General features: G+C 69.7%; 26 protein-coding genes and 1 pseudogene. 13 read left to right on the top strand and 14 right to left on the bottom strand.

What is annotated here, in order from left to right:
• The first annotated feature begins 184 nt into the window (after nucleotides 1–184).
• The 3 genes and pseudogenes from ACYVF6_RS11860 to ACYVF6_RS11850 all read left to right on the top strand — a co-directional run.
• The gene (locus ACYVF6_RS11860) at nucleotides 185–1,009 is read left to right on the top strand and encodes a metallophosphoesterase family protein (RefSeq protein ID WP_460520128.1); all 825 of its coding nucleotides are present in this window, start codon (nucleotides 185–187) and stop codon (nucleotides 1,007–1,009) included.
• Nucleotides 1,006–1,374: a YciI family protein gene (locus ACYVF6_RS11855; protein WP_460520125.1), complete on the top strand. Its 369-nt coding sequence runs from the start codon at nucleotides 1,006–1,008 to the stop codon at nucleotides 1,372–1,374. Before ACYVF6_RS11860 ends, ACYVF6_RS11855 begins: the two co-directional genes overlap by 4 nt.
• 31 nt (nucleotides 1,375–1,405) lie before the next feature.
• Nucleotides 1,406–1,612: pseudogene (locus tag ACYVF6_RS11850) on the top strand (YnfA family protein); the annotation flags it as partial.
• Nucleotides 1,613–1,617: 5 nt separating this feature from the next.
• Here ACYVF6_RS11850 and ACYVF6_RS11845 read toward each other — a convergent pair.
• The 4 genes from ACYVF6_RS11845 to pdxH all read right to left on the bottom strand — a co-directional run bounded on the left by ACYVF6_RS11845 (nucleotide 1,618) and on the right by pdxH (nucleotide 5,443).
• Complete coding sequence (locus ACYVF6_RS11845; protein ID WP_460520122.1) at nucleotides 1,618–2,310, bottom strand: DivIVA domain-containing protein; 693 nt, start codon at nucleotides 2,308–2,310, stop codon at nucleotides 1,618–1,620.
• On the bottom strand, nucleotides 2,307–3,425 hold the full coding sequence (locus tag ACYVF6_RS11840) for a globin domain-containing protein (protein WP_460520119.1): 1,119 nt from the start codon (nucleotides 3,423–3,425) through the stop codon (nucleotides 2,307–2,309). The genes ACYVF6_RS11845 and ACYVF6_RS11840 overlap by 4 nt, the downstream gene beginning before the upstream one ends.
• A gap of 6 nt (nucleotides 3,426–3,431) precedes the next feature.
• The gene (locus tag ACYVF6_RS11835; protein WP_460520116.1) at nucleotides 3,432–3,830 is read right to left on the bottom strand and encodes a group I truncated hemoglobin; all 399 of its coding nucleotides are present in this window, start codon (nucleotides 3,828–3,830) and stop codon (nucleotides 3,432–3,434) included.
• A 548-nt stretch (nucleotides 3,831–4,378) separates the two neighbouring features.
• On the bottom strand, nucleotides 4,379–5,443 hold the full coding sequence (gene pdxH, locus ACYVF6_RS11830; protein WP_460520113.1) for a pyridoxamine 5'-phosphate oxidase: 1,065 nt from the start codon (nucleotides 5,441–5,443) through the stop codon (nucleotides 4,379–4,381).
• 409 nt (nucleotides 5,444–5,852) lie between these two features.
• On the opposite strand from pdxH, the gene ACYVF6_RS11825 reads away from it, so the two are divergent.
• The 4 genes from ACYVF6_RS11825 (at nucleotide 5,853) to serC (ending at nucleotide 8,565) form a co-directional block, all read left to right on the top strand.
• Nucleotides 5,853–6,092, top strand: a complete 240-nt coding sequence (locus ACYVF6_RS11825) for a hypothetical protein (RefSeq protein WP_460520110.1) — start codon at nucleotides 5,853–5,855, stop codon at nucleotides 6,090–6,092.
• Nucleotides 6,093–6,167: 75 nt separating this feature from the next.
• The gene (locus ACYVF6_RS11820) at nucleotides 6,168–6,731 is read left to right on the top strand and encodes a class IV adenylate cyclase (protein ID WP_460520107.1); all 564 of its coding nucleotides are present in this window, start codon (nucleotides 6,168–6,170) and stop codon (nucleotides 6,729–6,731) included.
• A 34-nt stretch (nucleotides 6,732–6,765) separates the two neighbouring features.
• Nucleotides 6,766–7,392, top strand: coding sequence for a class I SAM-dependent methyltransferase (locus ACYVF6_RS11815; RefSeq protein WP_460520104.1), 627 nt, complete (start codon nucleotides 6,766–6,768; stop codon nucleotides 7,390–7,392).
• Nucleotides 7,393–7,440: 48 nt separating this feature from the next.
• Complete coding sequence (gene serC / locus ACYVF6_RS11810; protein ID WP_460520101.1) at nucleotides 7,441–8,565, top strand: phosphoserine transaminase; 1,125 nt, start codon at nucleotides 7,441–7,443, stop codon at nucleotides 8,563–8,565.
• A gap of 282 nt (nucleotides 8,566–8,847) precedes the next feature.
• Here serC and ACYVF6_RS11805 read toward each other — a convergent pair whose 3' ends face one another.
• From ACYVF6_RS11805 to ACYVF6_RS11785, 5 genes are all read right to left on the bottom strand, one after another.
• Nucleotides 8,848–10,209 carry a hypothetical protein gene (locus ACYVF6_RS11805; protein ID WP_460520098.1) on the bottom strand — a complete coding sequence of 454 codons (1,362 nt, stop codon included), beginning with the start codon at nucleotides 10,207–10,209 and terminating at the stop codon, nucleotides 8,848–8,850.
• Nucleotides 10,206–11,456: a class I SAM-dependent methyltransferase gene (locus ACYVF6_RS11800; protein WP_460520095.1), complete on the bottom strand. Its 1,251-nt coding sequence runs from the start codon at nucleotides 11,454–11,456 to the stop codon at nucleotides 10,206–10,208. Before ACYVF6_RS11800 ends, ACYVF6_RS11805 begins: the two co-directional genes overlap by 4 nt.
• 177 nt (nucleotides 11,457–11,633) lie before the next feature.
• Nucleotides 11,634–12,065, bottom strand: coding sequence for a hypothetical protein (locus ACYVF6_RS11795; RefSeq protein ID WP_460520092.1), 432 nt, complete (start codon nucleotides 12,063–12,065; stop codon nucleotides 11,634–11,636).
• A 99-nt stretch (nucleotides 12,066–12,164) separates the two neighbouring features.
• Nucleotides 12,165–12,989 (bottom strand): DUF1206 domain-containing protein, encoded by an 825-nt coding sequence (locus tag ACYVF6_RS11790; RefSeq protein WP_460520090.1) that lies wholly within the window; start codon nucleotides 12,987–12,989, stop codon nucleotides 12,165–12,167.
• A gap of 40 nt (nucleotides 12,990–13,029) precedes the next feature.
• The gene (locus ACYVF6_RS11785; RefSeq protein ID WP_460520087.1) at nucleotides 13,030–14,709 is read right to left on the bottom strand and encodes an FG-GAP repeat protein; all 1,680 of its coding nucleotides are present in this window, start codon (nucleotides 14,707–14,709) and stop codon (nucleotides 13,030–13,032) included.
• Between the two features lie 124 nt (nucleotides 14,710–14,833).
• Here ACYVF6_RS11785 and ACYVF6_RS11780 point away from each other — a divergent pair, with 124 nt between their 5' ends.
• Entirely contained in the window at nucleotides 14,834–15,472 is a 639-nt protein-coding gene (locus ACYVF6_RS11780; RefSeq protein ID WP_460520084.1) for a YesL family protein, read from the top strand.
• Here ACYVF6_RS11780 and ACYVF6_RS11775 read toward each other — a convergent pair.
• Nucleotides 15,415–16,290: a helix-turn-helix transcriptional regulator gene (locus ACYVF6_RS11775; RefSeq protein WP_460520081.1), complete on the bottom strand. Its 876-nt coding sequence runs from the start codon at nucleotides 16,288–16,290 to the stop codon at nucleotides 15,415–15,417. The two genes, ACYVF6_RS11780 and ACYVF6_RS11775, sit on opposite strands and share 58 nt — an antisense overlap.
• A gap of 101 nt (nucleotides 16,291–16,391) precedes the next feature.
• Between ACYVF6_RS11775 and ACYVF6_RS11770 the strand changes: the two genes are divergently transcribed.
• Together ACYVF6_RS11770 and ACYVF6_RS11765 are read left to right on the top strand one after the other, a co-directional pair.
• The gene (locus ACYVF6_RS11770; RefSeq protein ID WP_460520078.1) at nucleotides 16,392–17,870 is read left to right on the top strand and encodes an MFS transporter; all 1,479 of its coding nucleotides are present in this window, start codon (nucleotides 16,392–16,394) and stop codon (nucleotides 17,868–17,870) included.
• Between the two features lie 130 nt (nucleotides 17,871–18,000).
• Nucleotides 18,001–18,753: a beta-keto acid cleavage family enzyme gene (locus tag ACYVF6_RS11765; protein WP_460520075.1), complete on the top strand. Its 753-nt coding sequence runs from the start codon at nucleotides 18,001–18,003 to the stop codon at nucleotides 18,751–18,753.
• A 15-nt stretch (nucleotides 18,754–18,768) separates the two neighbouring features.
• Here the strand turns inward: ACYVF6_RS11765 and ACYVF6_RS11760 are convergent, their stop codons facing one another.
• A complete protein-coding gene (locus tag ACYVF6_RS11760; RefSeq protein WP_460520072.1) occupies nucleotides 18,769–19,329 on the bottom strand; it encodes a TetR/AcrR family transcriptional regulator in 561 nt (186 codons plus the stop codon).
• Between the two features lie 58 nt (nucleotides 19,330–19,387).
• On the opposite strand from ACYVF6_RS11760, the gene ACYVF6_RS11755 reads away from it, so the two are divergent.
• Complete coding sequence (locus ACYVF6_RS11755; protein ID WP_460520069.1) at nucleotides 19,388–19,909, top strand: hypothetical protein; 522 nt, start codon at nucleotides 19,388–19,390, stop codon at nucleotides 19,907–19,909.
• Here the strand turns inward: ACYVF6_RS11755 and ACYVF6_RS11750 are convergent.
• Together ACYVF6_RS11750 and ACYVF6_RS11745 are read right to left on the bottom strand one after the other, a co-directional pair.
• On the bottom strand, nucleotides 19,875–20,837 hold the full coding sequence (locus tag ACYVF6_RS11750) for a hypothetical protein (protein ID WP_460520066.1): 963 nt from the start codon (nucleotides 20,835–20,837) through the stop codon (nucleotides 19,875–19,877). The two genes, ACYVF6_RS11755 and ACYVF6_RS11750, sit on opposite strands and share 35 nt — an antisense overlap.
• Nucleotides 20,838–20,858: 21 nt before the next feature.
• The gene (locus ACYVF6_RS11745; protein ID WP_460520063.1) at nucleotides 20,859–21,128 is read right to left on the bottom strand and encodes a helix-turn-helix domain-containing protein; all 270 of its coding nucleotides are present in this window, start codon (nucleotides 21,126–21,128) and stop codon (nucleotides 20,859–20,861) included.
• 46 nt (nucleotides 21,129–21,174) lie between these two features.
• Between ACYVF6_RS11745 and map the strand changes: the two genes are divergently transcribed.
• Complete coding sequence (gene map / locus ACYVF6_RS11740; RefSeq protein WP_460520060.1) at nucleotides 21,175–21,942, top strand: type I methionyl aminopeptidase; 768 nt, start codon at nucleotides 21,175–21,177, stop codon at nucleotides 21,940–21,942.
• Here map and ACYVF6_RS11735 read toward each other — a convergent pair.
• Entirely contained in the window at nucleotides 21,923–22,780 is an 858-nt protein-coding gene (locus ACYVF6_RS11735; RefSeq protein WP_460520058.1) for a hypothetical protein, read from the bottom strand. The two genes, map and ACYVF6_RS11735, sit on opposite strands and share 20 nt — an antisense overlap.
• 63 nt (nucleotides 22,781–22,843) lie before the next feature.
• On the opposite strand from ACYVF6_RS11735, the gene ACYVF6_RS11730 reads away from it, so the two are divergent.
• Entirely contained in the window at nucleotides 22,844–23,587 is a 744-nt protein-coding gene (locus ACYVF6_RS11730) for an SDR family NAD(P)-dependent oxidoreductase (RefSeq protein WP_460520055.1), read from the top strand.
• The last annotated feature ends 1 nt before the right edge of the window (nucleotide 23,588 follow it).

Raw genomic sequence — 23,588 nt, 5'->3', positions numbered from 1 at the left:
CGTCGATCGCCGGAGGCCCCTCCTGGCTCCTCCTCCGCCTTGCCAGCGCGGCGCCATGCGCCGCGCGCTTGACCGGCGACCCCTTGGAATAGATCGTCTAGTGGTCCCGGACCGGCCCGGCGAAATCCCTCCTTACAGGGAATTGCGGGACGTGTGAGTCCGGAGAGCGCTAAGTTCGTGCAGCGTGCGAATCGTTCACATCTCAGATCTTCACATCGAGCCTGAACCCGAACAGCGGATGCCCGGTGTGATCGCCTCCCTCGACCGCGACCGGGACCAGCTGCACGCGGCGGGCGCGGAGCTCGTCCTCGTCACGGGTGACCTGACGACGTTCGGCTGTGCCCAGGTAGACCACCTGAAGCGTGCCCGGCAATGGCTGGACGAGCTGGGTCTTCCGTACCTCGCGATTCCCGGCAACCACGACTTGTCGCCCAGCCCGGAAGCGGGCGACTTCGAAGACGTGCCGTACGCGAAAACCGGCTACGGCCGGACGTTCGACGCCGATCCGGTCCAGGTCAGCGACCTGGGCTCGGTCCGGGTGATCGCCGCCGGGCTGCGCGAGCGCGACCCCGACGGTGTGCTGCCCCGGATCGTGGAGCTCCTCGAGTCCGACCCGCGGCCGGTGATTCTGGCGACGCACTACCCCGTGCTCGGTGTGCGTGAGCCGAAGGTGCACAAGTTCTTCGGGTCCGACGAGTTCGTGCCGGAGTCCGCTCTGGCGCTGCTCGAGATCATCCGAACGCATCCGAACGTCGTGCTCTACGCCTGCGGGCACATCCACGTGAGCACGACCGCGCGGCTCGCCCCGCACTGCCTGCAGGTCACGGCCGGCAGCCTCGGGCAGGGCGCGAGCACGTACCGGATCTACGACGTCGACTCCGCCGGCCTGACGTACTCCACGGCGCTCGGCTGTGGGCCCCTGACATTCTGGGAGCACAGCGTGACCGGGCTGGACGCGGACTTCTCGCTCGGCCGCGACGACGAACGCACTGGAAGGATCACGTGGTGAGTCGTTACGCGATGTTGATCGTCGGGCAGGACGTGCCGTACGCCGAGCTGCCCGAAGGCGAGGTCGACACCACGATGGCGGAGATCGACGCCTGGTTCACGAAGTGGTCGGCGGCCGGGAAGGTCGTCCCGGGCGGCGCCGAGCTCAACGACGCGTCGATGGCCAAGACCGTGCGCGCCGCCGCCGGCGGGCCGCCGGTGATCACGGACGGACCGTATGCCGAGCTGAAGGAGTACATCGGCGGCGTCGTCTACCTCGAGGCCGACGACATCGACGATGCGGTGGCGATCGCGTCGGAGTGGCCGCGGCTGCAACCCGGCTCGATGATGACCGCGGTCGAGGTACGCCCGATCATCCAGCGCTGAGCGTCGCCGCCTCCTCCCGCGGAGAATGGACGCGTGGAACTCGCTCGGCTTCGTGGCCACGTTCCAGCCGGACCCGAACTTCGGCCGCATCCTGGCGGCCTACGGCGGCGTGTTCGTCGCCGGCTCGCTGGCCTGGGGCGTGGTCGTCGACCGGTTCCGTCCCGACCGCTTCGACCTGATCGGCGCGGCGATCTGCCTCGTGGGCGTCGCCGTCATCATGTATGCCCCGCGCGGGTAGCGCTTTCAGGCGAACGGGTCGTCGTCCATGGGTTCGAGATAGACGTGGTTCCCGCCTCCGGGTGGCAGCTCGGGCGAGTCCGGCAGCTTGGGCAGGCGGCCCAGCTGCTCCACCTGCTCGGTCAACGCGTCCAGCACCGAGCGCAACTGCACCTGTGCCACTTTGGCAAACGTCCGTACGTACTCGATCTCCGGGATCTGCCGTGCGTACGCCGCGCTCGGGTCCACGCCGAACCCGGTCACGCCATGATCGGTCTCGTCGGCGAACACCACCTGCGGATCCTGCAGCGGCGCCTGCGAGGCCGCCTTCGCCGCCGCCCGTTCGGCCTGCTCGTGCGCCTTCTCCAGGATCTCCCGCTGCTGCTCCCGCGCGGTCAGCATCAGATCTCGGGCGTGCTGCACCGCCTCGGCCACCAGCCGGTCCGCCACCTGTTGCGCCTGGCTGAACAACGCCACCGCGTGCGCGTTGATCTCGGCTCGCGGCTTCGGCCCGTTCGTCGCCTCGGAACGCATCCGATCCAGCTCCGCCCGTAAGGCGGCACGCTCGGCATCGGCTGCCTCGATCTCGTCGGCGAGGCCGGCGAGGAACGCCCGGACCTCGGACTCGTCGACCCCGCGCACGCGACGGCTGAACGATGCCGCCCGGACCGCGCGAGGCGACCTGCGCGAGGTTCTTGGATCACGAACGATGTCTGTCACATCGCACCGCCAAGCTTCTCGGATCGGATGTCGCTGCGGGGCATGCCTGCCTTCGCCAGGAAGTCGATGGTGTTGTTGACCATCCGCGGTGAGCCGCACACCATGGCCAGCCGTCCTTGCCACACGCGGCTCTCGGCCGCGACCTGGCCGACCAGGCCGCGGATGCCAGGGAACGAGACGTCATCGGAGACGACCTCGGTATAGGTGAACCAGGGGCGGCTGGACAACTGCTGCAGCCGGCTGCGTTCGTAGAGGCTCCACGGAAGCTTCGCGCCATGGAAGAGCCGCACCTCGGGCGCGCTGCCGTTGGTGCGCCAGTAGCGATCGAGCTGCTCCAGCACCGCGCGTAGCGGCGCCAGGCCCGTACCGCCGGCGATCATGATCAGGTCGCGGCTGTCCTGCAGGGTGAGCTCCTCGCCCACCGGCGCACCGATGCGTACGGTGTCGCCGGGCCGGAGGCTGCGTACGACCGCGCCGCTCACCTGTCCGCCGTCGATCACCTGGACGTGGAGCTCGATCGTGCCGTCCTCGCGCGGGGCGTTGGCCGGGCTGAAGTAGCGCCAGAGCCGCGGCCGCTGTGGGATCTCCATCGCGAGCGACTGGCCGGCGCGGTACGCGTAGGGCTGTTGCGGCCGCAGCTGGACCACGGCCAGGTCGACCGTCCGCCGCTCGATACCGATCACGTCGGCCAGCCACCAGGCCGGCTTGTGCTCGGAGTCGGCCTCGGCTGCCTGCACCATGGTCTTCGCGACCAGGCCGTACGCCTCGGCCCAGTCCGCGGCCAGCTCCTCGGTCCACGCCGGGCCGAGGAAGTGCTGCAGCGTCGCGAGCAGCGAGGCGCCCACCAGGCTGTAGTGGTCCGCGACCACGGAGAAGCGCCGGTGGTCGCGACCCAGCTGCTGGATCACCGGGATCACGTCGTCCAGCTGGTCGACGTTGCTGACGACCGCGCCCAACGCGGCGACCAGCTTGTCTCGCTGCGTGGACATCGCGATCGGGAACATCTCGCGAAGCTTCGGATGGGAGAGGAACAGGTGTGAGTAGAAGAACAGCGGCACCTCGTCACCAGACTTGGCGACCAGCTCCCAGCTGCTCTTCAGCGCAGCTGTGTCCATCAGCGGTCAGCTGGCTCCCGCCTTCACGATGTCCTGCTCGGTGCCGGCGAGCGCCTCGCCGAGCCTGCCGATGATCTCCTCGGGTACGCCCGCCTCCTCCAACGCCGCCACCAAGTGGACGACAACGAGCTTGAAATGCTCACTGGTGATCGGGAGGCCGGCGTGCGCGTCGCGTAATTCACGGCCGTCGTATTTGGCCGGACCGCCGAGTACGTAGGAAATCAACAAGACCTGGTGACGCTTGAGCCGCGGCATATCGACATTGCTGAAGAAATCGGCGAGTTGTGGGTCTGCCACGACCTTCTCGTAGAAGTTGTTGACGACCGCCGACACCGCAGATGCTCCCCCGATGCGGTCGTAATCACTTACTGGGTTGGCGGTTCGGTCTTCGACGTGCTCTGACATCGAACGCTCATCTCATGCCGGGGAATGCGCAACGAGGAGCATTCGTACCAGTACTCCGCGCGGCATCGCAACCCGCCCTACGGAGGGCTGGCAGGTTGCTGTAAAGGCCTTACAAAGGGGTGGTGAATGCGATATAAGAGAAGCATCTTCTCGGCATTTCCCGGCTTAGCCGGACAGATGCTGCTTTCGCACCTGAGCATAACGGTTTCCCGGTCTGTGAGCAGAGGCTGTGGATTGTAGGTAACGGAACGTTTACGTCCAGGCGCGGGCAACCCCGCAAATATCCCTTGCACGGAAGCCCAAGGGCGCGTACGTTCGGTCGTACACGTGGAAGGAGGTGGTCCAACAGATGCATAGCTCTGGGACTCGTGAGGTGGCTGTCCGCTAGGCAGCCGTCCATTCCAGAATCGGACCATGACTGTCCTGGCGAATACCAGGCGGCCACCCGACCCGTAGGTGCCGGACTGTCCCCCGGCTTTCTGTGAGGCGACCGCCTCCCAGGCCTACGGGTCGAACCATTTTCCGGGCCGGCTCGCGCGACGCTACTTCTAAGGAGCGAGGCGCTCCAAGATCCAGCTGTCGCCCTCGCGGCGGTAGCGGAGTCGGTCGTGCAGTCGGCCGCGCCGGCCCTGCCAGAACTCCAACGTCTGCGGCTCGACGCGATAGCCGCCCCAGAAGTCCGGCAGCGGGATGTCCGTGCCGTCGGGAAAGCGCAGCTCGAGCTCGGCGTAGGAGTTGTCCAACGTGTCGCGATCAGGTACGACCGTCGACTGCGGGCTGGCCCAGGCGCCGAGCCGGCTCTCGCGCGGGCGGCTGCCGAAGTACTCCGCCGACTCCTCGGTCGCGACCTTGCTCACCGTGCCCGTCACACGTACCTGGCGTTCCATCGCGTGCCACGGAAAGACCAGCGCCGCCCGCGGGTTGGCGGTCAGGTCGGCGGCCTTGGCCGACTCGTAGTTGGTGAAGAACACGAAGCCGCGCTGGTCCAGGCCCTTGAGCAGCACCGTTCGCGCCGAGGGCACGCCGTCGGCGTCCGCGGTGGCGACGACCATCGCGTTGGGCTCGGGCACGTCGGCGGCGAGCGCGTCGTGCAGCCAGCGGCGGAACTGTTCGATCGGGTCGGGGTCCACCTGATCCTCGACGAGCTCACCGCGCTGGTAGCTGGCGCGCAGGTTGGCCAGTTCGGCCTCGGCCTTGTCCGCGGACATTCCTCCTCCTTCGGCGACCCACCGGTCCAGACTGTCGATCATGTAGGGACAGTCTTGCCAAGGCCTCGGGTGGGGGCAGTCGCGGCCGTGCTGGAGGAACGTCCGGGCCAGCTCGGCCTCCGCGATCTGCTCACCGAGCGCCTCGATCTGCCCGTCGATGGCCGCCCGCCAGGCGGTGCCGCTGCCGTTCAGCACGTTCGCGACCTTGGCCAGGCTGATGCCGAGCCGCTGGGTGAACAGGATGAACGCGATCCGGCGCAGCTCGGACTGGCCGTACCACCGTTTGCCGGCGGCGCGCCTGGCCGGCCGGACCAGGCCGCGCTCGTCGTAGTAACGGAGAGTCGAGGTGGCGACGCCCGTGCGCCTGGCCGCCTCGCCGATCGGCACCAGCTGTTGTGCGGACATGCTGACATCCTGATTCATCTGACCGATCGTTCGCCATTGAGCGAAGCGTGGCCAACCGTAGTAGCATCGCCAGCCAACGAGCTTCCTGCCGACCGCGGCAGAACGAAACCAAGTCCGAAGCCTTGGGGACGTCTGGCGTGCCGGGCGGGCGTTCCGCGTTGCACCGCGGAGCACTTTCGGTCTGTCTGGATGCTCTACCGGTCGACGGGGCCGTGTGTTCAAGCACATGTTCTTGCAGTGAAGCGTGTCGCCCGGCACGCGAACACGCGAGGAGCTATGTGTCGTGCGCAGGCAGCCGGACCGAGCCGACCGCAAACGGGGCGGCGGAGACGTTTCTTCGTTGCGTACCCGCCCACATCGCGGCGAGGTGACGTATCCCACGAGCTTCGTTGGGCTTGTGGCATACGTCGTGGATCACGAAGATCGCACCTGCCGGGCGGCCCTGCTGCTCCGCCGGGTCGCGCCTCTCGTCTACATCATCGCCGCCAGCCTGCTGGTCGCGATCGTGTTGCTTGCGTCGTCGCCAGTGGCGGCAGGAATCTCGGCAGCGCTGCTCGGAGGACCGGCCGGCGTGCTGCACGTCGCGCATCGATGGCGGCGGCGACGGCTGGCCTCAGGTGGACTCGAAGCCAAGCGCTCGGAGCCATGATCGGGACCCCGTGCGCCTGGCGGCCTCGCCGATCGGCACCAGCTGTTGTGCGGACATGCTGACATCCTGATCCATGTGATCGAAGCGGAGCTCAAGGCCCGCGTACCCGACCCGCCGGCGGTGCGTGCGCAGCTGGCTGCCCGGGCGACCGAGGAACGGGCGGTCTACTACGACACCTACTACGACTGGCCGGACCGCCGGCTGACGACGGCAGGCTGCGAGCTGCGGCGCCGCGTCCTGGAGGACGTGACATCGGGACGGCGGACGCAGTTCCTGACGTTCAAGGCGGCGGCAGTCGACGCCGAGAGCGACTCCAAGCCGGAGCACGAGGCGACGCTGGGCCCCGGCGGCCAGATCACCGCGATCCTCGGCGGGCTGGGACTGGTGGAGCGGGTGCGCTACACCAAGCACTGCCTGAACTACCGTTTCACCGCCGACGGCCGCTTCCTGCTGGCGACGCTGGCCACTGTCCCGGAGCTGGAGGGTACGTACCTGGAGGTGGAGAGCATCGTGGAGCCGCACCAGGTGGAGGGCGCACTCACCGTCATCCGTGGCGTGCTGGCCGAGCTCGGCCTGCTCGACCACCTCGACACGTCGAAGTACACCGAAGCCGTCCTGCAAGCCCGCGAAGGAGGTTGACTTCAAGTGCACTTGAAGTGCCACGCTCGGAGCCATGACGCAGACATCACCTCATGCTCCACAGCGATCGTGGTTGATCGAGAAGCCGCTGAGCGGGTTCGCGCTGCCGTCCGGGCGGTTCGCCAGGGTGTACGGCTGGATGCTCAGCCGTAACACCAAGACCGAGCAGGCCGACGTGTTCGGCGCCCTCGGTCTGCAGCCCGGTGAGCGTGTCCTCGAGGTGGGGCACGGACCGGGGCCGTTGCTCGCCATGATCGCCAAGTCCGGCGCCGGGCAGGTGTGCGGCGTCGACCCGTCCGAGACGATGGTCGAGATGGCGCGGAAACGGCTCGCCAAGGTCACCGAGACCGCCGAGATCCGGCAGGGTACGGCCGAACACACCGGCTTCGACGCCGCGAGCTTCGACCTGGTGATCTCCGTCAACAACGTGCCGATGTGGTCCAGCCTCGAGGCCGGCTTCGGCGAGCTGCGCCGCGTGCTCAAGCCCGGCGGCCGCCTGGTCGTCGCCTGGCACGGTGGCCGGAACCCGACGCAGATCGCGAAGCGGCTGACGTTGCCCGCCGACGTGCTCGACCGCGTTCTGGAGGAGCTCCGCACGGTGTTCGGCAACGGTGAGCACGACCAGAGCGAGCGGATGGAGCTGTTCCGCGCTGTCCGATGACCGGTCATGGACCGGTCTGTACATAATCCACCTGGAACAATGGCACCCGTGACCGACGCGAACCTCACGATCCCCGACGACCTCAAGCCTGCCGACGGACGCTTCGGATCGGGTCCCTCCAAGATCCGCCCCGACGCCGTGAGTGCGCTCGCGACCAGCGGCGCCGCGCTCCTCGGCACCTCGCACCGCCAGGCGCCGGTGAAGCAGCTGGTACGCAAGGTCCGCGAGGGCCTGGCCGAGTTCTTCGCCGTCCCCGACGGCTACGAAGTCGTGCTCGGCAACGGCGGCTCGACCGCGTTCTGGGACATCGCCGCGCACAGTCTCGTACGTCAGAAGGCTCAGCACCTCACGCACGGTGAGTTCTCCGCCAAGTTCGCGGCCGCGACCAAGGCGGCGCCGTTCCTGGCCGACCCGACAGTGGTCAAGGCCGAGCCCGGCTCGCTGCCCACGCCGTACGCCGAGGCCGGAACCGACGCCTACGCCTGGCCCCACAACGAGACCTCCACCGGCGTGATGGCGCCCGTCCAGCGGGTCCAGGGCGCCGACGACGACGCGCTGCTGCTGATCGACGCGACGTCGGGTGCGGCCGGCCTGCCGGTCGACATCGCCGAGACCGACGCCTACTACTTCGCGCCACAGAAGGGCTTCGCGTCCGACGGTGGGCTGTGGCTGGCGATCCTGTCGCCGCGTGCCCTCGCCCGCGTCGAGGAGATCACGGCGAGTGGCCGCTACATCCCGGCGTTCCTCGACCTCGCCACCGCGATCGACAACTCCCGCAAGGACCAGACCGTCAACACGCCCGCGATCGCGACGCTGTTCCTGATGGCCGAGCAGCTCGACTGGCTGTTTGGGCTCGGCGGCCTGCCGGGCGCGGTCGCGCGTACGACCGACTCGTCCACGCGGCTCTACACCTGGGCCGAGAAGTCCTCCTACGCCACGCCGTACGTCTCCGAGCCGTCGGCGAGGTCGCTCGTCGTCGGCACGATCGACTTCGACGAGTCGATCGACGCGGCCGCGGTGGCCAAGGTGCTGCGCGCCAACGGCGTCGTCGACGTGGAGCCCTATCGCAAGCTCGGGCGCAACCAGCTGCGGATCGCGATGTTCCCGTCGGTCGACCCGGCCGACGTCGAGGCGCTGACCGCCTGCGTCGACTACGTGATCGAACGCCTCTGACCCGCTCCGGTCGGCACTGTCCGCCCACTCCGGTCGGCACTGTCCGCCCACTCCGGTCGGCACTGTCCGCCCACTCCGGTCGGCACTGTCCGCCCACTCCGGTCGGCACTGTCCGCCCACTCTGGTCGCGAATGACCACGTTAACCACGTAATTGGCGGGTTAACCACGTCCCGGGACGTGGCGAAGCACCTACCAGCGTGGCGAAGCACCGACTTCCGCCGCCTGGGCGAATGACCACGTTAACCAGCCAAAGCCGTGGTTAACGTGGTCATTCGCGGGGGTCAGTAGCGGGAGTCGTCGGGGTAGCGGGGGTCGCTCGGGTAGCGGGGGTCTCCGGAGTAGCCCGGTCCGCCCCCGCCGGGCCCGCCACCGCCGTACGGCCCGCTCGGCCGTCCGCTCGGAGGTCGGGGTGTGCGCCGTGGCCGGTACGGTCCCGGTCCGAAGCTCGCCGAGTCGCGCCCTCCGGACTCACGTTCGCGCTCCGGGTCCCTGCTGCCCGACGGCGCCGGCGCGGGTTCGCGTCGTGGCGAGGGCGGTGGCCTGCGCTCCCGCGGCCCGCCGCCTCCGCTGCCACCGCGTTCGCGCGGCGGGTGGTGCCTGCGTCCGCGGCCCGTCCGTGGGAACGCCGCGATGCCGGCGATCAGCGCGATCGCCGCGATCGAGAGCAGCACCCACATCGACATCCCGCCGAACAGTGAGCTGCCCGCGCCTTCGTCGCGCTTCTCGACGGCGGTCTCCGAGCTGACGCTCGGCGACGGTGTGGCCTCGGGTTTCGGTGTGGACTTCGCTGGCGGCGGCGCCGCGCCCGAGACCGGCAGGGAGTAGACCGGGGAGTTGCCGCCCTCGCTGCCGACCAGGATGTTCTTGCCGTCGTTGCTCACCGCGAGCGACTCGCCCTGCTGCTGCTTCGGCAGCGTGATCGTGCGGATCGTCTTGGCATCCGGCCAGCTCATGACGTACGCGGTGGAGTAGTTGCGCAGCACGATCGCCGACCCGTCGGGCAGGAACGCGCCGTCGGTGATCAGCGAGGGCGCGTCGGCGACCTTCTCCAGCGAGTTGACCGAGTCGGAGCTCGGATCCTCCGGCCCGGCGTAGATCGCGCCACCGCCGAGCGTCTTGCTCACGACGTAGACCTGTCCGGTCTTCGGATGAACGAGCAGCGTCTCGGCGTCGCGGGCGCCGTTGGTGTAGCGGAACCGGAACCGGCTCCACTGCAGCCGCTGGTCGGAGAGATCGGTGGGCTCCTTGAAGCGGTACAGCGTCACCCGCTCGCGCACGCGGTCGTTGTCGCCGATGTCGCCGACCCAGATCCGCCCTTCCGGACCGGAGGCGATCGCCTCCCAGTCGTACGGCTCGACGTTGCGCATGGTCAGCGTGGCCGACGTCTCACCCTTGGAGTCGACGGCGTAGACCCGCGCATCACTGCCGGAGTCGTTGACGGTGTAGTACGTGCCCGGGTGGACGCTGCTCGCGGCCAGCCCGCTCGACTCCAGGATGTCGGGGTCGCCGATCGTGAACGCCGGATCGGGATCCTCGGCGTACGCGACACCGGCACCGCCGACGCCGGCAGCCACCATCGCCGAGGTGGCGAGGGCGGCCGCGGCCAAGGCCGTTACGGCACGACGCAGGAACCCGCTGGTCACGCGCGCAGTACCTCCGCAAGCTCGGGCTCGAGCCTCCGCTCGAGCGCGGGTGTGACTCCCCATGCGCTGGTGAGCTCCTGGTAGTCGCTCACCACGTCAGCAGGAGCGCCGGATCCAGTCCGCACGGCGCGCACCATGAGGTTCCGCGGCGTGTGCACCGAATCGACGAACTCGACCACGTCTACCCGATACCCCACCATTCGCAGCAAGGCGGCCCGCAGCGTGTCGGTGAGAACGTCGGCCACCCTCTCACGAAGGATTCCAGACCTGGTCAAGAGGGCGTACGGACGTGGCGGGCCGGATCCCCGGCGTACCTGGCGGTGCAGGTCGTGGTGGCAGCAGGGCGCGGCCAGCACGACCGGCGCCTGCCAGCGGACCGCCCTCGCCAGCGCGTCGTCGGTGGCGGTGTCGCAGGCGTGCAGCGCGAGCACGACGTCGGGCCGCTCGCCGACCTCGACGTCGGTGATCTCGGCCTGGACGAACGTCAGGCCATCGGCCGCACCGAGCTGCTCGGCGAGCTGGCTGTTGCGGCGATGAGCCTGCTGCTTGACGTCCACGCCGGTGAAGCGGGCGGGCAGCCCGCGATGGTGGGTCACGTATCTATAGGCGGCGAAGGTGAGGTAAGCGTTACCGCAGCCGAGGTCGATGACCTCAAGCGGACGCTCTGGGGTCGGTTCCGGCAGGTGTCCGCTACTCAGCGCGTCGTCCAGAACCGGGCCGAGCAGCCGCAGGAACTCCTCGATCTGGCGGTACTTGTCCATTTTGCTGGGCTTGATCCGCCCGCTGCCGTCGGCGATGCCGACCGCTCGCAGGAACGGGTCGTCGGCCGGGAGGACGTGGTGCTTGGCCCGATCATGTGCCCGATCGGGCATCTCAGCACCGCCGGACGAGCCCGGCTTGGCCGCGGTGTGCAGCTGGGCGTCGCCCTGCTTGGTCACCCGCAGTTGCACGGTCTGGTCGGGAAGGTCGACGTGCCAGTTGCCGTACGGCTCGGCCAGCGCGGAGTCGACGGCCTCGGCCGTGGCACTGCCGAGCTCGACGTTACGGGTGTGGGCCTGAGTCTGGTCATACGTCGTGACCTGCAGGCGACGGCCCGCGCGCAGCTCGACGTAGCGCAGCTCGGTGCGGCGCCAGCCCGGAGCCGGCTCACCGCGGCGTTTTCCGGCCGCGACGGCCCGGACCAGCCGCTCGTCGTCGAGTAGCAGGTCGCGCAGCTTGTCGAGCGCGGGTCGCAGCGGTTCAGGCACCCGTCCATTGTCCGCTACGAATGCGTGTCCGCTTCGAGGGCCGGGAAATCGGGTTGCCGCACTTCGGGCAGGCAGGCGGCTCAGAACGGATGGACGTCGCCCGAACCGCCGCTGACCTGCTCGAACTCGGCGCCGAGCCGGCGATCCGAACGCCGCTTGCGGAGTCGGTGAGGAAAGTCAGCCGCGAGATGCTGACGCTGTGCGGCTACCGACGGCTGCTCTGACTCGCTGGGCCTGCCGTGCGCCGGCCGGCGTGGTCAGCTTCAGCGGCACCGCCACCGCCAGTCCGGCAACGGCGACCACGAGCCCGGCCACGCCGATCGGGGTGACGAGGAGGAGCGCGGCTCCCAGTACGTAGATCGCGATCCGGCGGATCCGGGGCAGCAGACCGGCGAGCAGCACGCTGGTCAGCACGAACCCCACGACGGCGCTGCCTTCCTCGACCGGGTGATGCAGCACACGCTGCAGCAGGAGCGTCAGGGACAGGCACGCGATCAGCACTACGCCGGACCGCGGCAGCCGGTGGATCGCGGCCCGGCGGTCCTGCCGCCACACCAGGACGGCGGCCATCATCAGGACCGTGAACGCGAGCAGCGTGTGACTCACCATGCCGTCCAGCTTGCGCCTCCACCTGCCGTGCGCTCATCCGGAACGATCACGGGCCGATCCCTGAACTGTCCCCGAGAAGATCCCCGGTCCGGGCGCGCGTCAATCCCTGCGGTAGCGGGCGTCGAACCCGCAGTAGAGCCCGAAGCAGGTCCAGCCGGCAGCGAGCACGAACAGCAGGATCTTGCCGAACGGCTGCCCGGCCAGGGTCTGCAGCGCACCGTCCAGCCCTACAGGCTGCGACGGATCGTGCTGGATCGCCGCCACGACGATCAGGATTCCCGCGATCGCGTACGCCACGGCAACCGCGACATGTCCGACCTGCCCGAGCCGGATCGCGCTCTGCCTGGCTGTCCGGCTGACGCCGGAGAAGTCCATGTCGCTGGTGAACTTGGCCTTGACCCCGCGGTACGCCACGACGGCCATCACCACCACCACGCCGACACCGACCGCTCCGAGCAGGAACGGGCCGAACGGCAGTCCGAGCACGCGGGCGGTTGCCGTCTGGCCACCTCCGCCTGCCCCTTTCCCGGCGGCGATCTTCGCGGCGAGGAACCCCAGCGTTCCGAAGACGACGGCTTCGGCGAGGTTCGTGCCGCGGCTCATCCAGCGGCGCAACGCCGAACGCGAGCCGTCGTGGCCACGGAACGCCTCGGAGACCTGCCAGACCACCAGGGCGGCGAGCCCGACCGCGATCGCCCACAACAACACCCGACCGCCGAGGTTGCGGGCCATCTCCTGCAACGCCCCCGCCCGGTTGGCCTTCGCTCCGGTCGTACCGATCGCGATCCGGACCGCGAGGTAGGCGATCAGCACGTGTACGAGGCCGTGCGCGACCAGGCCGCCGCGTCCGAGTACCCTTACGGGCTTGGATCGAGCGGCCTGGCCGGCGGCATCTCCGACATCGTCGGGTTTCGAGACGTCCATGAGGGGCGGGGAATTCCCGGCCCCGCTGTGACCAAACGGATCAGATGTCGGGCGTGAAGTTGGTCGCCTGCAGGTACGTGCCCGATCCGAGGTTCAGGTTGAGGTTCAGGCTGGCCGCCGTCGAGATCTGCAGCCGCAGCCGCTGTCCGTCGATCCGGCGCGGCGTCGAGACCGGGATGGTGACCGTACGGGCGCCGATGCACAGCTCCACCGGTCGCGTCACCTGACCGATCACCTGGGCGTTACCGCCGTCCGGTGCCGTCGCCGCCACTTGGTACGTCGTCGCGAGCGAAAGCCCAAGCAGGCAAGGCATCCGGAACGTGAACGTGCTTCCGGCACCGAACGTGCCACGCGCGGGCGGGTCGCCGTACCACCGCGGTGCGTTCAGCAGGTTGAGCCCGAGCACCTGGCTCGGCGGCTGGTTGGCGTTCATGGTGAATCCGCCCGCGGTGCCCGGAATGTCGTTGCCGTGCAGGTAATACCGCAACGTCACCACGGCCGACTCGGCGAACACGTGCGCGGCGCCCTGCTCGGGCGATCCGGGCCCGGCCGCGAACGGCGCGCCGACGACGGCCGTCGGTCCGGACAGGGCCACCGCCACACCGAAGTTGTCGTCCTCGGTGCCGTCGGATGCGGTCAGTTTGTTCTTCTGCGCCCAGGTTGTACCGGTCCGCCCGAACACGTACGCCGCGCCCTGCTCGACGTTCGCCCCCACGGTCTTGCCGCGAGCTCCGGCCAGCACGGTGTCACCGGACAGCGCGACGCTCCACGCCAGGAAGTCTCCGGTCGCCCCATCGGCCGCGGTCAGCTTCGCCTGCTGGCTCCACGTCGTTTCCGACCGGACGAAGACGTACGCCGCGCCCTGCGCGTCCTCGTCGTCGATGTCGGACGTGGTCGCGCCGATCGCCGCGGTGTCGCCGGCGAGCGAGACGCTGTTGCCGAACCAGTCGTCGGGCAGGCCGTCGGCCGCGACCAGCTGGGCCTGCTGCGACCACGAGGTCCCGGACCGGGTGAAGACGTAGGCCGCGCCCTGTCCCGCGTTGGTGTTGAGCGCTCCGACGAGCGCGCTGTCGCCGTCCAGGTCGACGCTGTTGCCGAACCCGTCGGCACCGGCCGCCGTCAGCTTCGCCTGCTGGGACCAGGCCGGGCCCGAACGTACGTAGACGTAGGCGCCGCCCGCCACCGGCGAGCCGACCAGCGCCGAGTCACCGGACAGCGCGACGCTCTGCCCGAAGCCGTCGAAGCTCGCACCGTCGGACGCCGTGACCTTCGCCTGCTGGCTCCACGCCGTACCCGACCGGACGAAGACGTAGGCCGCTCCCTGGTCGGTCGCCGCACCGTCGGCCGCATCGGCTCCGATCACGACCGTCGACCCGCTGATCGCCACGCTGGCGCCGAAATGATCGCCGGCCTGCCCGTCGCTCGCGACCAGCTTGGCCTGCTGGGCCCACGTGGTGCCGTTGCGTACCAGGACGTAGACCGCGCCCTCGCCGCCCGCTCCCGCGGCGCCCAGGGCGCCGACCACGGCGGTGTTGCCGTCGACTGCGACGCTCGCGCCGTACAGGTCGGCCTCGGCGCCGTCGGCGGCGGCGAGCCGGGCCTGCTGGGCCGGCACAGCGCCCGCCGGAGTCGCCGCGGCGATCAGTCCGGCGGCCACCACGCCGCCGGTTGCCAGGTATGCCGCAGCCGTGCGAATTCCGGCGCGCAGCAGCTTTCGCATGTCATCCCCACCCTGAGTTCGTGACCGGTTACGTCGGCTCTGCTCCAGAGATATGGCGATCCTGGCCGGGATCGGTAACACCACGGCGCGTATCCCTGATACTTGTGGTGGACGATAGGGCGTTATGACTGTCTTCACGCGAATCTTCGAGGGCGTCTTCGCCTTTGTGGCGGCGGCCGTGCTGTGGACTGTGTTCAGCCTGCCGGTCGTCACCGCCCTGCCGGCGACGATCGCCGTCTACGCCGTGATGACGGTCTGGGCCGAGTCCGGCCCGCCGAGCGTCTGGTCGGAGTTCTGGGCGGCGTTCCGCACGTTCTTCAAGCAGTCGATGTGGTTCACGCTGCTGCTGACGGTGGTCTGGTCGATCATCATCCTCGACATCCGGTACGGCCTACGGGCCGAGGGCGCTCCGCTGCGTTCGGTCGTGATGGTCGCCGGGATCGTCGCGATGATCTTCCTGGCCGGCACGCTGGTGTTCCTGTTCCCCGTGATGGTGCGCTTCCCGGCGACCTGGCGGCGGGTGCTGCGCAACGCCGGGCTGTTCGCGGCCGCGTACATCTTCACCACGCTGCTCGGGCTGCTGCTGTTCGGCGCCGCGGTGCTGGTGTTCCTGGGCGTGCCGGTGCTGTTGCCCCTGCTCGTTCCGGCCGTGGCGTTCGTGCAGACCCGGCTGGCCGGCCGGACGTTCGACCGCTACCTGCTCACTCACGACGTCGAGCTGGGCGAGAGCACCGCCTCCGACCAGCCCGCGAAAGGCTCGTAGTCAGGCAGCCGGCGCAGCCGCTCGGCCGACTCCTCGTCCGAGGGCGTGTGGACGCCCATCCGCAGGCCGGGCTGGTCGGGCAGCAGGAAGTTGCCGGAGTCGAGCCGCAGCAGGCCGACATCCGGATGCAGGAACAGCTTCGCTGTCGTGGTCGGCTGCTTGACCAGTTGCTCCGCCCACAGGTCGCGAAACTCCGGCGACTGCTCGGTCAGCTCGTCGATCAACTGTTTGCTGGCCGGGTCGTCGAGCCGGTCGGCCATCGCGCCGCGGTAGAGCGCGACCGAGTGCCGCGCGGCCTGGTCCCAGTCGAGCAGCATCGTGCGCCAGTGCGGCTCGACGAAGATCAGCCGCATCTGGTTGCGGCGCTCGACCGGCAGCAGCCCGACGTCGCCCATCAGGTGGAGGTAGGCCTGGTTCCAGGACACAAACTGGTACGACGGCGACAGGATCACCGCGGGGAACGGCTGGACGGCTTCGAGCACACGCTGGGTCACCGGAGTGAGCTCGTCGTGGCTCACCACCGGCGCCGGCGGCGTCAGCTCGGCGAGGGTGAACAGGTGCAGGCGCTCGTCGGCGTTCAACCGGAGCGCCTGGGCGATCGCGTCGAGAACGTTGCGGGACGGGTTGATCGACCGGCCCTGCTCGAGCCACGTGTACCAGGTCACGCCGACGCCGGCGAGCTGCGCGACCTCCTCGCGGCGCAGGCCGGGCGTACGGCGGCGGGAGCCCGCGGGCAGGCCGACGAGCTCTGGGCTGAGGCGCTCGCGCCGGGAACGAAGGAAAGCCGCCAGTGCGGCACGCCGGTCGTTGGTGGACACAACACCATGATGCCGCGCTGACCGTACGGGTACCAGGTAGTGGCAATACCAGTATGAAGCGACTCTGGTACCAGGCTGAGCAGGTCCGCACGGTGGAAGCCGTGACCACGTACTCCGAGTCCACCACCCCTCAGGCCGCAACCGCGCAGACCTCGACCGGGCAGTCCCCACCCCTCGGCGGCGCGGATGCCTCCGCCGGCACGCTGCGGGCGCTGCCGTTCCTGCTGCTCGGGCTGTTCCTCGGCCTCTCGAACTTCTTCATCGTCAACATCGCCTTGCCCTCGATCGGCCGCTCGTTGCACGCGCAGGCTTCGCTCGTGCAGCTCGTGGTGGCCGCGTTCAGCGCCTCGTACGCCGCGACGCTCGTCGCCAGCGGCCGGCTCGGCGACCGGTACGGCCGCAAGAAGCTGTTCGTCGCCGGCGTGGCGGCGATCGGGCTCGCCGGCCTCGGCTGCGCGGCGGCCACGAACATCTGGATGCTCACCGGCGCGCGGCTCGTGCAGGGCATCGCGGCCGGCCTGATCACGCCGCAGGTCCTCGGCACGATCCAGGCGACACTGACCGGACCCGCGCGAAACCGGGCGATCGGGCTGTACGGCGCCACGGCCGGGCTGGCCACGGTCGTCGGCCAACTGCTCGGTGGGGTCGCCGCCGAGTTCGACATCGCCGGGCTCGAATGGCGCGGTGTGTTCATTCTTTACGCGCCGCTCGGCCTGCTGACGGCGTACCTCGCGCACCGGCTCGCTCCGGAGTCGCGCGGCGCGCACTCGCGGCTCGACCTCGTCGGGGCGTTGCTGCTGGCGCTGACGCTCGCCCTCGTGCTCGTTCCGCTGAGCGTCGGGTCGGCCGCCGGCTGGCCGGTCTGGACGTTCGTGATGCTGGCACTCGCGCCGCTCGCGGCCGCCGGGTTCGGCTATCACCAGCACAGCACCGAACGCGGTGGCCGGACGCCACTGCTGCCGACGTCGTTGCTGCGCGGGCGGGAGTTCCGGCGCGGGCTGGCCGTCGTCGTGCTGTTCTTCCTGGCGACCGGCGGCTTCTTCCTCACGACCGGCGTCTCGCTGCAGGAAGGGCTCGGCATGAGCCCGCTGGGTACGGCACTGGCGCTCGCGCCTTACGCGCTCGGCTTCCTGGCCGCGTCGCTGGCCGGGCCGCGGCTGATCGGACGGTTCGGCACCGGACGGGTGATCGTCGCCGGCGCTCTCGTCCTGACGGCGGCCTTCGCGGTTCTCGCGACGCAGACCGAACTGTCGTACCCGCGACTCACCGGAACGACGCTGGTTCCCGCGCTGACGGTCGTGGGGATCGCGCAGGGGTTCGTGATGCCGCCGTTGTTCGGCTTCGTACTGACGAGCGTTCCCGCAACGCGGGCCGGGCTCGGGGCGGGCGTGCTCACGACGACGCAGCAGTCGAGCCTCGCGGTCGGGGTCGCGCTGCTCGGCACGTTGTTCTTCGCCTGGGCGCACGGTCCCGCGCGTACGTCAGGCTGGGCACACGGGACGACCGCGGCATTTCTGGTGGAGGGGGCGCTCTCTTTGCTGGCCGGGCTGGCGGCCTATTTGGCCACCCGGAGCCGATAGCGCCTGATTGGCACCTTTCGCCCTGTGGGAAACCCTTGTGACACAAGGGAAAGTGCTCTACGTTAACAGCAACATTCTTGCGGGGATCGACTCTCGGGGAGTAGGTCTTGCACGGGGTATGGGCTAGCGCATGGTAGAGACGCCCTTTGTCGCTGCGCTGAACGGTGGGCGTAGTCGCAACGAACACCCTGGCGTCCCGTTGAGCCCGGCTGAGCTCGCAGCCGAGGCGGCGAAGGTGTTGGCCGCCGGCGCGGGCGAGGTCCACGTCCATCCACGCCGGCCCGGCGGTGCCGAGTCGTTGACACCCAACGACGTGTCGGGTGTCCTACGCGCGATCCGGCGGCAGGTCCCAGGAGTCGCGATCAGCCTGACGACCGGTGCGTGGATCGAGCCCGACCCGATCCGCCGGCGCGACCAGGTGTCCGACTGGACCACACTGCCCGACTCCGCGACCGTCAACGTCCACGAGGACGGCGCCCTGGAGGTCGCGCGGGCGTTGGTGAAACGCGGCGTCGGCGTCGAGGCCGGGCTGTTCACGATCACGGCGGCCGAGGAGTGGCTGAACGGACCGATGCGCGAGCTCACGATGAGGGTGCTGATCGAGCCCGTCGAACGTCCGGCGCTGCTGGCCATGCACGACGCCGAGTTCATCCTGGGGCTGCTCGACCGGCACCGGGTGACGCAGCCCCGGCTGTTGCACGGCGACGGCGAGAACACCTGGCACGTGCTGGGACACGCGTTCAAGCTCGGCGTTCCGAGCCGGATCGGGCTGGAGGACACCCTCGTCCTGCCGGACGGTCGGCGGGCGACGGACAACGCCTCCTTGGTACGGGCGGCCCTGGCCGGGCGAGCCGGAGGCGTGCGGGCACCGCGGGCGCGCTGAGGCTGTTCTCTTCCACTACTCCGTGGTGAGCACGGCGATCGTGCTGTCGAGATAGGCCCGCTGGGCTGACTTGGTGCGCGGCAGCGCGCCGGGGGTGGAACGGGCCAGTTGGGCGTAGCCGACGTAGGCGGAGTAGCCCAGCACCGCGCGGCGTCTCGCCTCGGCGCGGGAGAAGCCGATGTCGGCGAAGAGCCTTGCGAGGTAGTCGATCCGGCGCTCGGTCACCCGTTCGCGTACGGGCGTCACGGTGGAGTCGGTGGCCGAGAGCAGGGCGAGCTCGACGGCGAAACCGTCGGGGCTGGTGAGGACCAGACCGAACAGCTTGCGCAGGCGGCGTACCGGATCCTGCTCGGTTTCGACGATTTCGATGACGCGCTCGGTGTGCTCCTGCTCCCAGCGCTCGACGGTGGCGCGCAGGAGTGCCTCGCGGCTGGCGAAGTGCCAGTAGGCACTGCCCTTGGTCGCGCCGAGCCGCTTGGCGAGCGGCTCGATCGCCACTGCGGCGAGTCCGCCTTCGCGCAGGGCCTGCAGGGCGGCGGCGGTCCAGTCGTCCTTGGTACGTCGCTTGGCGGGCATGCCTCCATACGGTACCGTACAGTTGTTCCGTACGGTTGCGTATGGAGGAGGAGCGACGATGATTCGCAACGTCCACTGCCGTGAGGTGCCCGTTCCGGTCTCGGAGGTCGGACCCCTGCTGGACGGCATCCTCGAAGCGGACTCGATCTGGCCGTCGGCGGGGTGGCCGGCGTTGCGCCTGGACCACGGGCTCGCGGTCGGTTCGTCGGGCGGGCACGGGCCGATCCGCTATCGCGTGACCGACCACCAGCCGGGCAAACGCCTGGAGTTCGCCTTCGACCCGTCGATGGGTGTGGAGGGCACGCACGCGCTCGAACTGCATGCCGGCGCCCGGCCCGGATCGACGCTGGTCCGGCACACGCTGATCGGCCGGCCCACCGCGGCCACGCGCCTGCGCTGGGCGTTCGCGATCCGCTGGCTGCACGACGCTCTGATCGAAGACCTGCTGGACAACGTAGCGGTGGCGGCCGGCCATCCGCCGGCGAAGCCCGCGCGCTGGTCGCCCTGGGTCCGCCTGCTGCGCCGAGCCGTCGGCCGCCGTCGTGCTACGTCGGCACGGCCACAGCCAACGCGGCTGTGACCAGTGGTGCGAGCAGGCTGAACGTCGTGCTCGCCTGCCGGAGCAGGTTGGCCTCGACGTTCAACCGCACCTGCAGCCGCGCGCGGGCGTCCAGCCAGGCCTGGCTCGGAACGCCGGCCACCGGCGTGCCGATGGCGCGCTCCACCAGCCGGGCGGCCTCGGCGCGATAGCTCAGCAGCAACGGCAGGACGGCAACGGCCAGCAGGATGGCGGCGACCAGCCCGTAGGCCAGGACAGCGGCCGGAGGGAAGTCCTCCGGCCGCTGGATCTCGGCGTCGAGCAGCGCGACTCGCAGGGCGCTGTTGAGGAGGGCGGTCATCGAGAGCAGCGCCGCGAGCGCGAGCACGCAGGACTGGAACGCCTTCCACACGGCCAGCGCGCTCGCCACGGCAGCGGAGCTGGCCTCGGCGTCCAGCTGGCCGGCAGACCATTCGTCGCCGACGCTCGCCGGCTGGATCTGCTCGGTGCTGCTCCGGAGCCGATGCGCCTGCTCCTGGGCCAGCCAGATCAGCACCACCCACGGCGCCGCGGCCGTCAGCCCGACGACCCCGAATCCCGCGATCAGCAGCCGCCAGCCCTCGACCGGCACCGGGAGGATCTGCTTGCCCTGCAACAGAGTCAGCAGGAAGACCGCGACGATCGCGAGCACGACGTAGGCCGCCAGGTTGCGCACCCACCAGGCGCGGTCGCGCCGCCACGGCGGTGGGAGGGCGCGGATCGTGGCGATGCCACGCCAGAGCAGCCCGAGCCAGATCGTGAGCATGCTGGTCGCGATCGCCAGCCACACGTTCATCGCGACGACGAATCGCTGGTCCGTGGCGTTGTGGCGGACGAACCACTGCAGGCCGAGGAGGATGGCGGCCGCCAGCACGACGATACCGACCGTTCTCGTCGCAGGGGACCGCCACCGGCTCGGGTCGCGTTCCATCGTTCGTCCGGCCGGACCGCGTTAGGCGGAGAGTCGTTCGGGCACTGGTGGCAGGTCGATCGCGCGGCAGAGGGCGGGGAGGGAGATCCCCACGGCGTCGGCGAGGGCGACGATGGTGAAGAAGGCCGGCGTCGGGATCCGGCCACGCTCGATCTTGCGGACGGTCTCGACCGAGACGCCCGCCTGTTCGGCCACCTCGGCCATGCTCCGCTCGCCACGTGCCGCGCGGAGGGCTTCGCCGAGCCGGACGCCACGCTCGCGATCTTCGATGCTCAGTGGCTGCCTCACCATGCCCGCGATAATACCGGTATAACTATTGGCCGGGAGGGGCGCGCGGATGGTCGAACTGAAGACGCCAGGTGAGCTCGACGTGATGCGCGAGGCCGGCCGCCTGGTCGCCCAGGTCCTGCGGGCGTGCTCCGAGCAGGCCACGATCGGCACGTCGCTGCATTACCTGGACGAGATCGCGGCCACGATGCTGTCCGAAGCCGGCGCTCGTTCGTCCTTCCAGGGCTACCTTCCGCCGTTCGCGCCGACGCCCTATCCCGCCGTGATCTGCGCCTCGGTCAACGACGTCGTCGTGCACGGCATCCCCACGGGCTACCGCCTGCGCGACGGCGACGTACTCACCATCGACTTCGGCGCCGCGATCGACGGCTACCACGGCGACGCGGCGGTCACCGTCATCGTCGGCACGCCACGCAAGGGCGACGCGGAGCTCGTCCGGCGTACTCACCACGCCCTCGACCGGGCGATCGCCGTCGCCCAGCCCGGCAACCGGCTCGGCGACGTGGCGTACACCATCGAGCAGATCGGACGGGCTGCCGGCTACGGCATCCCGGAAGGCTTCGGCGGCCACGGCGTCGGGCGGCGCATGCACGAGGAGCCGTTCGTGCCGAACGTCGGCCTGCCGGGCCGCGGCTGGCGACTCCAACCCGGCATGGTGATCGCGATCGAGCCGATGTTCCTCTCCGGCGGCCGCGACGACTGCACCACCGACACCGACGGATGGTCCCTGCGCGCCACCAGGAAGCGCCGGTCGGCGCACGCCGAGCACACGATCGCCATCACCGAGGGCGGCCCGGTCATCCTGACCGCCGTCTGAAGCCGAGCCGGCTCAGCAACCTGGACGGCAACGACGGCCGGTTCGGTACGGGCTCGGGTTCGGTCAGCTCGGCTAGTTGCTCCAGGAGTGCCGCGCTGCCTGTCCGCAGCTCCTCACCCAGCTCATGCAGCTCCCACCGCAGCCGGATCCGGCGCATGACGACGGCGGCGGCCGTGGCCATCGACAGTGTGAGCAGCAGGCCGACGGCCTCCAGCCGGTCCGGCTCGAGATCACCAGGTCCCCGTAGGACGGCCACGCCCACCACCCCGGAGATCGGAAGGACGAAGGCGGCGGCTACGACCAGCACCAGCCAGGTCCGCTCGTTCCTGATCGAGATGCGCCAACCCTCTGTCGCGGCCCGGTCGGACAGCCGTCCGCCGACCTTCTCCATTCTCCGGAGCCGGTCGCGCAGCGGCTCGGCGTCCGCCCGGCTGACCTGGGTGGTCGAGCCGAGCCTCTCGCCGGTCTCCGCGAGCCGGCGACGTACGCGGGCCCGGAAGTGCGTCCGCGGCAGGTGCCCGGTCGCATACCCCAGCAACACATAGCCGAAGAGGATCAGCGATCCGAAGACGATGACCAGGCCGCCGGAGTAGCTGAGGTTGCCCTCGCCGGTGATCAGGTTGACTCCGATGGCGATGCCGACTCCGCAGCCGGCCGTGACCATCGGGATGGCGAACCAGGCGGCGTACTGCTGGTTCGAGAGCGCCTGCGCGCGCCGGTCGACCTTCGTCGTCCACCGCAGCAGCACCAACGACACAGCTTCTACGAGGACGAAGCCGGCCACGAAGGCGAACTCGGCCAGGACAAGCCCTATGAGCACCCCGCGCAGCACCTCCACGGGCGCCACGCTAGCCGGTTGTCTGACCGCTGTGGCCGGAATCGACCACGTAGGGTCGTGGTCATGAGCGATCGGACGGTTCTGGTCACAGGCGCCTCGCGGGGGATCGGGGCTGCGGTGGCGCGGGCATTCGCGGCCGCGGGCGACCGGGTGATCCTGCATCACCGCGACTCACCCGACCTGATCGAGAAGGCACTCGAGTCGCTGCCTGGCAAGGATCATCTGATCGTCCAGGCCGACCTCGGCGATCCCGAGGCCGTCCGCACGATGATGGAGACGGTCGCCGGATCCGTTGCACAGTTGGACGTTCTCGTCAACAACGCCGGCATCTACGTCGAGCACCAGATCGCCGACGTGTCCTACGAAGAGTGGCAGGAAGCCTGGCAACGCACGCTTGCCGTCAACCTCCTCGGCCCGGCGAACGTCACGTGGTGGGCCGTCAAGCAGATGCGGCCCGGCGCCCGCATCGTCAACGTCTCCTCTCGCGGCGCCTTCCGCGGCGAGCCTCGCTACCCTGCCTACGGTTCGAGCAAGGCCGGCCTCAACTCCTTCGGTCAGTCGATGGCCCGCGCCCTCGGCCCACTCGGCATCTCCGTGGCCACCGTCGCCCCGGGCTACATCGAGACCGACATGGCCGCAGACATCCTCGCCGGCCCCGAAGGCGAACGAATCCGCGAGCAGAGCCCGCTCGGCAGAGTCGGCACACCGGAAGAAGTGGCGGCCGCCGTCCTCTTCCTCGCCTCCCCCGACGCGGGCTACGCCTCCGGCGCCGTCCTCGACCTCAACGGCGCTTCGTACCTCAGGTAGC

This window comes from Flindersiella endophytica, from assembly GCF_054779015.1.
The sequence above is the reverse complement of the archived record's forward strand: the minus strand, read 5'-3'. Positions and strand labels throughout refer to the sequence as shown.